The organism is uncultured Acidovorax sp. (genome assembly GCF_964021665.1).
Taxonomy (GTDB): domain Bacteria; phylum Pseudomonadota; class Gammaproteobacteria; order Burkholderiales; family Burkholderiaceae_C; genus Acidovorax; species Acidovorax temperans.
The window spans coordinates 1-8,818 of sequence record NZ_CAXIAK010000120.1 but is presented as its reverse complement, the minus strand read 5'-3'; the positions used below and the strand labels follow the sequence as shown (position 1 = coordinate 8,818).

Sequence of the window (8,818 nt, the reverse complement as noted above, 5' to 3'; positions counted from 1 at the left end):
CTCGCCAATTGCATAAAGACCTTTAACAACATTGCCTTTAGCATATAGGCCGTCTTCATCCGTACCTGCTTCTAGATCCGGTACAATCACTTGACCATGAATAGTGGTTGGAATACCGCCCATCATGTAGTGAATGGTTGGGATTACTGGAATTGGCTCTTTAGTGATGTCAACGTTGGCGAAGTTTTTACCAATCTCAAATACTGATGGTAGACGCTTCATGATGGTTTCAACACCTAGATGCGTCATATCCATTACGATATGATCAGCATTAGGACCACAACCACGGCCTTCTTTAATCTCTTGGTCCATTGAACGCGATACGAGATCACGTGGTGCCAAGTCTTTCACGGTTGGTGCATAACGCTCCATGAACGCTTCACCATCCTTGTTACGCAAGATAGCACCTTCACCGCGGCAACCTTCAGTCAATAGTACACCTGCACCATGAACACCAGTTGGGTGGAACTGCCAGAACTCCATGTCTTGCAAGGCGATGCCAGCACGCGCTGCCATGCCCAGGCCGTCACCGGTGTTGATGAAGGCGTTGGTGGATGCCGCGAAGATACGGCCTGCGCCACCCGTGGCCAGCAGCACGGTCTTGGCTTGCAGGATGTGCAGATCGCCGGTTTCCATTTCCAGGGCGGTGACGCCGACCACGTCGCCGGATTCGTCGCGGATCAGGTCCAGAGCCATCCACTCCACGAAGAAGTTGGTTTTGGCCTTGACGTTTTGCTGGTACAGCGTATGCAGCATGGCGTGACCGGTACGGTCAGCGGCAGCGCAGGCGCGTTGCACAGGCTTTTCGCCGTAGTTGGCGGTGTGGCCGCCGAAGGGGCGTTGGTAAATCGTGCCGTCGGGATTGCGGTCGAACGGCATGCCGAAGTGTTCCAGCTCATACACCACCTTGGGTGCTTCGCGGCACATGAATTCGATGGCGTCCTGGTCGCCCAGCCAGTCAGAACCCTTGATGGTGTCGTAGAAGTGATAGTGCCAGTTGTCTTCGCTCATGTTGCCCAGGGAGGCAGACACGCCACCTTGTGCGGCCACGGTGTGCGAGCGGGTGGGGAAGACTTTGGACAGCGAGGCCACGTTCAGGCCTGCACGGGAGAGTTCCAGCGCGGCGCGCATGCCCGAGCCGCCTGCGCCGACGATGACTACGTCGAACTTGCGCGTGGTGATATTGGCTTTTGTATAGCTCATTTTGTACCTTCAATCGCGGGAATCAGAGACGCCACAGAACCTGGATGCCCCAGCCAGCGCAGCTGACGAGCCATACAATGGTGAAAACTTGCAGGGCCAGACGCAGGCCCACGGGCTTGACATAGTCCATGAAAATGTCACGGACCCCCACCCACACGTGCCATGCCATGGCCACGATCACGGAGAAGGTCAAAACCTTCATCCATTGGGCAGAAAAAATGCCGGCCCACAGGTCGTAACCGATGGGGCCCTTGGACGCCACGAGCTGAACCAGAACCACGACGGTGAACAGAACCATCAGGGCGGCGGTGACACGCTGGCTGAGCCAGTCGCGAAGGCCATAGTGGGCACCGACGACCGTGCGCTTGGAGCCGTAATTGACGGACATATTGGTTTCCTTTTTTGTGGGGGCTATGGTGCCTTCAATGGCACGCACGCCTTGTTGTTTGAAATCAGTACAAGCCGAAAAGTTTGGCGCCCAGTACCAGCGTCAGGCCGATGCTGACTGCCAGTGTGAAAACGGCGGAAGTCTTGCCGAATTCCTTGGTCACGGCGTCGTGGCTGACGTCCATCCACAGGTGGCGCAGGCCGGCGATGAGGTGGTGCATGTAGGCCCAGATCAATGCCAGGGCCACCAATTTGATGAACCAGCCGGGAACAAAGCCCAGGCCTGCATTGAAGGCTGCTTTGAATTTTCCGAAAGAGATTTCGGACGACAGCGAGGTGTCGAACATCCAGATGACAAAGGGCAGCAACAGGAACATGATGGCCCCGCTGGCACGGTGCAGGATCGAAACCCATGCGGCCGGCGCCATGCGGTAGGTCGTCAAGTCCTTGAAGGCATTGATGTTGCGGAATTCAGGCCGTTTTTTGGCTAGTTCAGTCATGTCTGGTGCTTTCGTGGATGTAACTGCTCTGTAATTGGAAGATGCAAACAACACAAAATTCTATTGCAATGCAACAACCGCGCTTTTGTATCGGGATCAAAAATCGACGTTTGTAATCAGGTGCCAGCCTGCTGTCAGCTCAGTTCGTTACGGTAATGGTGGGTGTCGGTGCGGTAGAGGCCACGTCGTAACTCCATGGGAACATCGTTATAGGTGTAAGCGATGCGCTCCACACTCAACAGGGGGGTGGCTGTGGTGACCTGTAGCAATTGGGCCTGCTCTGCATCGGGCAGCACGGCGCGAATCTTTTCTTCGGCACGCACCATGCGTACTCCGAAATCCATCTCGAACATGGCGTAGGTGGGGCCTTGGTAGTTGGCCATCTGCTCGCCCGTCAGTCCTTTGAAAGCGTGGCCGGGCAGCCAGATGTCTTCCAGAATGGTTGGAACACCGGCAAAAGACAAGATGCGTTTGGCCTGCATGACGGGGTCACCGCTGCGCAATGCCAGCACCCGTGAAATGTCGGCGCTGGCGCGCACGCGGCGGCAATCGATCACGGAGCGCTGGGCCGGACCTTCCACGCTGGCATCGCCTGTATCGGGTAGCAGCTTCAGGAACCGGTACTGAACATGTTGCTCGGCGTGGGTGGCAACAAAGGTGCCCTTGCCTTGCCTGCGCACCACCAGGTTTTCGGCAGCCAGTTCATCAATGGCCTTGCGCACGGTGCCTTGGCTCACCCGAAAGCGTGCTGCCAGCTCCATCTCGCTGGGAATCGATTCCCCAGGCTTCCACTCGCCTTGCTGCAGGCTCTGCAAAATCAAGCCCTTGATTTGCTGGTACAGCGGGCTGAACGCAGGCGTCGGCAACCCGGCGCCTTGAGGGGCGGGCGAATTGTCGGCAGCGAACGGGAGCGAGGACATGTGGAGTTGGTTGGGCGGGATGGGCGGTGAACCGCGGCGCTCGCAATCATATCTTATATAAGACATAAGACAAATTGACCGAGGCCATGAAACGGGGGTAAACTCCAAGGCTGTTTGCGGGGCACGGGCTGCTGGTAACAGGCGCTGGTGCTGCGTTGCACCTTTACCTGTTTTTGTCACTTCCTGGAGTTTTTCACCATGAGCAAGAAGCCTGTCCGTGTTGCCGTTACTGGCGCCGCTGGTCAAATCGGTTACGCACTGCTGTTCCGCATCGCCTCCGGCGAAATGCTCGGCAAGGATCAGCCTGTCATCCTGCAACTGCTGGAAATTCCTGACGAAAAGGCCCAGAACGCACTCAAGGGCGTGATCATGGAGCTGGAAGACTGCGCCTTCCCTCTGCTGGCTGGCATCGAAGCCCACAGCGACCCCATGACCGCTTTCAAGGACACCGATTACGCCCTGCTGGTGGGTGCCCGTCCTCGCGGCCCAGGCATGGAGCGCGCTGATCTTCTGGCTGCCAACGCCCAGATCTTCACCGCCCAAGGCAAGGCTCTGAACGCCGTGGCTTCCCGCAATGTGCGCGTGCTGGTGGTGGGCAACCCCGCCAACACCAACGCCTACATCGCCATGAAGTCGGCTCCTGATCTGCCAGCCAAGAACTTCACCGCCATGCTGCGTCTGGACCACAACCGCGCTGCTTCGCAAATCGCCGCCAAGATCGGCTGCGCTGTGGGCGACATCGAAAAGCTGGCCGTGTGGGGCAACCACTCGCCCACCATGTACGCTGACTACCGTTTCGCTACAGTGAACGGCAAGTCCGTGAAGGACACCATCAACGACCACGACTGGAACGTCAATACGTTCCTGCCCACCGTGGGCAAGCGCGGCGCCGCCATCATCGCAGCCCGTGGCCTGTCGTCGGCTGCCTCGGCCGCCAACGCTGCCATCGACCACATGCGCGACTGGGCCCTGGGCACCAACGGCAAGTGGGTCACCATGGGTATTCCTTCCAATGGCGAATACGGCATTCCCAAGGAAGTCGTGTTCGGTTACCCCGTCACCTGCGAAGGCGGCGAATACAAGATCGTCGAAGGTCTGCCCATCGACGCATTCAGCCAAGAGTGCATCAACAAGACCCTGGCTGAGCTCGAAGGCGAGAAGGACGGCGTCAAGCACCTGCTGTAAAGCACGTAGTCGCTAGCGCTTTGTGGCGGGCGGTTTGAGGGTTTTTGCCCTCTAGCGCCCGCCAATAAAGCGCTAGCAGCTCTCAATTTGAGAGCGGTGAGAGACATGCTGTGGCCCTTGCTTTCGATTTGCAGTGGCCACACGATTTTTCTCCCCCTGGGCATTGCACATAGCCCTGTAGCTGATGATGGACGCACTCCACCCCCGTGAAATACTGCTCGGCGCCCAGGCGGGTGTACAGGCATTGCCTGTGTGCGATCACTACAGCGGTGTGGAAGCTCGCATGCGCAAGAGCCTGCAGATGCAGGCTGAGCTGACCGAAGAGTTTGGCGCTTGCGTGGTAGACGTGACGCTGGATTGCGAAGACGGCGCTCCGGTGGGGCAAGAGGTGGAGCACGCCCGCCTGGTGGCTTCGCTGGCCTCGGGTGCCTCGGCCACTGCCCGGGTGGCAGCGCGGGTGCACGCCACAGACCACCCCGCTTTTGCCAGCGATATCGACATCATTGCCGGCGCGGCCGGTCAACGCCTGTGTCACATCATGGTGCCCAAGGTGGAAACGGTGGACGACGTGGTTGCTGCCGAACAAGCCTTGCTGCGTGCAGGCGCCACCCATTTGCCTTTGCATGTGCTGATTGAATCGCCCCTGGCGGTGTCACACGCTTTTGAGATCGCATCCCACCCCCAGGTGCAGAGCATCAGCTTTGGGTTGATGGACTTTGTCTCCTCCCACGGCGGCGCCATTCCTGCCCACGCCATGACATCGCAGGGGCAGTTCGCCCACCCTCTGGTGGTGCGTGCCAAGCTGGAGATTGCAGCAGCCTGTCATGCCTACGGCAAGGTGCCCTCGCATTGCGTGGTGACGGAATTCACCGACCCCGCCGCGATGCAGGCTGCCGCCCAGCGCGCATCCCAGGAGTTGGGCTACACCCGGATGTGGAGCATCCATCCGTCGCAGATCCGCCCCATCCTGCGTGCGTTTGCGCCGGCGTTGGTTGAGGTGGAAGCGGCGGCGCGCATCCTGCTGGCAGCCCAGGCTGCCCAGTGGGCCCCCATTAGCCACGATGGGGTGTTGCATGACCGGGCGAGTTACCGCTACTACTGGCAGTTGCTGGAGCGTGCGCACTACACTGGTGTTGCGCTTCCTTCCTCGGTGGGCCACTGGTTTGATGTGGTTACGCCCGTGAGCCACGTTACTGCATGATTTTTACTGGAGCTTTGACGCCATGAAACAACTTTTCGCCTCCGCTCTCCTGCTTTTGGCGCCTGCTTGGGTGATGGCCCAGGGTTCCGGCGCCGCAACGCCTGCCAAGCCTGCATCGGCCAAACAGGCGACGGCGGCCAAGGCCAAGCCCGCCAACACCACCAAATCCTCTACCGCTGCGGCAGGCAATGGCAAGACTGTAGTGGCCAAGGCCCAGCAGACCAGCAGCCGCACCCAACTCAAGAGCGCGGCCAACCAGGTGGCTACCGGCATCATCGCCGCAGAGGCTGCACTGTCCCCCGAAGAGTTGGCCATTGCCGAGCGTGTGCATGTCGGGCGCATCGCCTGCGAACTGGGCGCTTTCGTCAATGTCTCAGCCGACAAGGCCAATCCAGGCCACTTCCAGGTCGAAGGCAAGGGCTTCAAGTACCGCATGATTCCCGTGGCGACCACCACGGGTGCGGTGCGTCTGGAAGACACCAAGGCCGGCGCGGTCTGGCTGCAGATTGCCAACAAGTCCATGCTGATGAACCAGAAGCTGGGTCAGCGCATGGCAGACGAATGCATGAGCCCCGAGCAGTATGTTGTTGCTGAAGCCATCAAGAAAGCTCCCCCGCAGAGCGTTTTTGACGCCCCCAGCGGCAGCAAATAAGAACCTTGAAAACGCAGCACTTTCTTGCCCGGCCAGTGGGCAGGGAGGTGCGCTGTTGCCCCACTTTAGAACGTAACCGGAGAGAAGTATGTTGAAAGCCTACCGTGACCACGTCGCCGAGCGCGCCGCCCTGGGCATCCCGCCGCTGCCCCTCGACGCCAAGCAAGTGGCCGAGTTGATCGAGCTCATCAAGAACCCGCCCGCAGGCGAAGAAGCCTTTCTGCTGGACCTGCTGACGCACCGTGTGCCTCCAGGCGTGGACGATGCCGCCAAGGTCAAAGCCAGCTTCCTGGCCGCTGTGGCGCATGGCGACATCAAGGTGGACCTGATCTCCAAGGCCAAGGCGACCGAGCTGCTGGGCACCATGGTGGGCGGCTACAACGTGCACCCTCTGATCGAACTGTTGGACGACGCGGAAGTCGCTGGCGTGGCCGCAGAAGCCCTCAAGAAGACGCTGCTGATGTTCGACTTCTTCAACGACGTGGCCGCCAAGGCCAAGGCCGGCAACGCCAAGGCCCAGGAGGTCATGCAGAGCTGGGCCAATGCCGAGTGGTTCACCAGCCGCCCCGAGGTCGAGAAGAAAATCACCGTCACCGTGTTCAAGGTGCCCGGCGAGACCAACACCGACGACCTGTCGCCCGCCCCCGACGCCTGGAGCCGCCCCGACATTCCGCTGCACTACCTGGCCATGCTCAAGAACACGCGTCCTGACGCGGCCTTCAAGCCCGAGGAAGACGGCAAGCGCGGCCCGATGCAGTTCATCGAAGACCTGAAGAAGAAGGGCCACTTGGTTGCCTACGTCGGTGACGTGGTGGGCACCGGTTCTTCGCGCAAGTCCGCTACCAACTCGGTGATCTGGGCCACCGGCCAGGACATCCCCTTCGTGCCGAACAAGCGTTTCGGCGGCGTGACGCTGGGTGGCAAGATCGCCCCCATCTTCTTCAACACGCAGGAAGATTCCGGCGCTCTGCCCATCGAAGTCGATGTGTCCAAGCTCGAAATGGGCGACGTGATCGACGTGCTGCCCTACGACGGCAAGATCGTCAAGAACGGCGAAACCGTGGCTGAGTTCGCGCTCAAGAGCGACGTGCTGCTGGACGAAGTGCGCGCCGGTGGCCGTATCAACCTGATCATTGGCCGCTCGCTCACCGCCAAGGCGCGCGAGGCCCTGGGCTTGCCCGCATCGACCGTGTTCCGCCTGCCCAAGGCGCCGGCTGAATCCAAGGCCGGCTTCACGCTGGCGCAGAAGATGGTCGGCCGTGCCTGCGGCCTGCCCGAAGGCCAGGGTATCCGTCCCGGCACGTATTGCGAGCCGAAGATGACCACCGTGGGTTCGCAGGACACCACCGGCCCGATGACGCGCGATGAGCTGAAGGATCTGGCCTGCCTGGGCTTCTCGGCCGACCTCGTGATGCAGTCCTTCTGCCACACCGCTGCGTACCCGAAGCCGGTGGACGTGAAGACCCATCGCGAACTGCCGGCCTTCATCAGCAGCCGCGGCGGCGTGTCCCTGCGCCCGGGCGACGGCGTGATCCACAGCTGGCTCAACCGCCTGCTGCTGCCCGACACAGTGGGCACGGGCGGTGACTCGCACACCCGCTTCCCCATCGGCATCTCCTTCCCCGCAGGCTCGGGCCTCGTGGCTTTCGGCGCTGCCACCGGCGTGATGCCGCTGGACATGCCCGAGTCGGTGCTGGTGCGCTTCAAGGGTGAGATGCAGCCCGGCGTGACGCTGCGCGACCTGGTGCACGCGATCCCGCTGTACGCCATCAAGGCGGGCCTGCTGACCGTGGCCAAGGCCGGCAAGAAGAACATCTTCTCGGGCAAGATCCTCGAAATCGAGGGCCTGCCGGACCTGAAGGTGGAGCAAGCCTTCGAGCTGTCCGACGCCTCGGCCGAGCGTTCCGCCGCCGGCTGCACGATCAAGCTCAACCCCGAGCCGATCGCTGAGTACCTGCGCTCCAACGTCGTGCTCATGAAGAACATGATCGCCGATGGCTACCAAGACGCGAAGACCCTGCAGCGCCGCATTGAGAAGGTGGAAGCCTGGCTGGCCAACCCCAACCTGCTCGAAGCCGACAAGGATGCCGAGTACGCCGCCGTGATCGAGATCGATCTGGCCGACATCAAGGAACCTATCGTCTGCTGCCCCAACGATCCTGACGACGCCAAGTTCCTGTCCGAAGTGGCCGGCACCAAGATCGATGAAGCCTTCATTGGTTCGTGCATGACCAACATCGGCCACTTCCGCGCCGCAGCCAAGCTGCTGGGCGGCCAGCGCGACATTCCCGTCAAGCTGTGGGTGGCACCGCCCACCAAGATGGACCAGAGCGAGCTGATCAAGGAAGGCCACTACGCCGCCTTCGGTACCGCCGGTGCACGTACCGAAATGCCCGGTTGCTCGCTGTGCATGGGCAACCAGGCCCAAGTGCGCGAAGGTGCGACGGTGATTTCCACCTCCACCCGCAACTTCCCGAACCGCCTGGGCAAGAACACCAACGTGTTCCTGGGCTCTGCCGAGCTGGCCGCAATCGCCTCGCGCCTGGGCAAGCTGCCTACCAAGGAGGAATACCTCCAGGAAATGGGCGTGATCGATGCTGACAAGGCCAGCGTGTACCGCTACATGAACTTCGACCAGATCGAGGAATATGCTGAGGTTGCCAAGGGCGTGACGGCCTGACAGGCTGCGCTCAGCGCATGAATGCAAACGGCCCTTCGGGGCAATGCCGCTCAGTTAAGTCTGAGCGGCATTTTTTTGACGGGATACTGG

At 60.6% G+C, this 8,818-nt stretch carries 8 protein-coding genes; 4 read left to right on the top strand and 4 right to left on the bottom strand.

The window, feature by feature from the left end:
- The 4 genes from AADJ04_RS16780 to AADJ04_RS16765 all read right to left on the bottom strand — a co-directional run.
- Nucleotides 1-1,203, bottom strand: a 1,203-nt coding sequence (locus AADJ04_RS16780) for an FAD-dependent oxidoreductase (RefSeq protein ID WP_341240314.1), incomplete at its 3' end; no start/stop codon positions are given.
- Between the two features lie 22 nt (nt 1,204-1,225).
- Complete coding sequence (sdhD, locus tag AADJ04_RS16775) at nt 1,226-1,591, bottom strand: succinate dehydrogenase, hydrophobic membrane anchor protein (protein WP_198847913.1); 366 nt, start codon at nt 1,589-1,591, stop codon at nt 1,226-1,228.
- Nucleotides 1,592-1,655: 64 nt separating this feature from the next.
- Nucleotides 1,656-2,090, bottom strand: a complete 435-nt coding sequence (gene sdhC / locus AADJ04_RS16770) for a succinate dehydrogenase, cytochrome b556 subunit (RefSeq protein WP_341240313.1) — start codon at nt 2,088-2,090, stop codon at nt 1,656-1,658.
- Between the two features lie 134 nt (nt 2,091-2,224).
- Nucleotides 2,225-3,010, bottom strand: coding sequence for a GntR family transcriptional regulator (locus AADJ04_RS16765; protein ID WP_341240312.1), 786 nt, complete (start codon nt 3,008-3,010; stop codon nt 2,225-2,227).
- Nucleotides 3,011-3,208: 198 nt separating this feature from the next.
- On the opposite strand from AADJ04_RS16765, the gene AADJ04_RS16760 reads away from it, so the two are divergent.
- The 4 genes from AADJ04_RS16760 to acnB all read left to right on the top strand — a co-directional run bounded on the left by AADJ04_RS16760 (nt 3,209) and on the right by acnB (nt 8,728).
- Nucleotides 3,209-4,195, top strand: coding sequence for a malate dehydrogenase (locus tag AADJ04_RS16760; RefSeq protein WP_142084655.1), 987 nt, complete (start codon nt 3,209-3,211; stop codon nt 4,193-4,195).
- A gap of 187 nt (nt 4,196-4,382) precedes the next feature.
- Nucleotides 4,383-5,396 (top strand): aldolase/citrate lyase family protein, encoded by a 1,014-nt coding sequence (locus AADJ04_RS16755; protein ID WP_341240311.1) that lies wholly within the window; start codon nt 4,383-4,385, stop codon nt 5,394-5,396.
- 22 nt (nt 5,397-5,418) lie between these two features.
- A complete protein-coding gene (locus tag AADJ04_RS16750; RefSeq protein WP_066695464.1) occupies nt 5,419-6,048 on the top strand; it encodes a hypothetical protein in 630 nt (209 codons plus the stop codon).
- Nucleotides 6,049-6,136: 88 nt separating this feature from the next.
- A complete protein-coding gene (acnB, locus tag AADJ04_RS16745) occupies nt 6,137-8,728 on the top strand; it encodes a bifunctional aconitate hydratase 2/2-methylisocitrate dehydratase (RefSeq protein ID WP_066695462.1) in 2,592 nt (863 codons plus the stop codon).
- Nucleotides 8,729-8,818: the final 90 nt, after the last annotated feature.

Bases quoted from the DNA above. Each gene is read 5' to 3' on its own strand.
- sdhD (WP_198847913.1), bottom strand. From the start codon at position 1,591: ATGTCCGTCAATTACGGCTCCAAGCGCACGGTCGTCGGTGCCCACTAT.
- AADJ04_RS16755 (WP_341240311.1), top strand. From the start codon at position 4,383: ATGGACGCACTCCACCCCCGTGAAATACTGCTCGGCGCCCAGGCGGGT.
- AADJ04_RS16750 (WP_066695464.1), top strand. From the start codon at position 5,419: ATGAAACAACTTTTCGCCTCCGCTCTCCTGCTTTTGGCGCCTGCTTGG.
- AADJ04_RS16765 (WP_341240312.1), bottom strand. From the start codon at position 3,010: ATGTCCTCGCTCCCGTTCGCTGCCGACAATTCGCCCGCCCCTCAAGGC.
- sdhC (WP_341240313.1), bottom strand. From the start codon at position 2,090: ATGACTGAACTAGCCAAAAAACGGCCTGAATTCCGCAACATCAATGCC.
- acnB (WP_066695462.1), top strand. From the start codon at position 6,137: ATGTTGAAAGCCTACCGTGACCACGTCGCCGAGCGCGCCGCCCTGGGC.
- AADJ04_RS16760 (WP_142084655.1), top strand. From the start codon at position 3,209: ATGAGCAAGAAGCCTGTCCGTGTTGCCGTTACTGGCGCCGCTGGTCAA.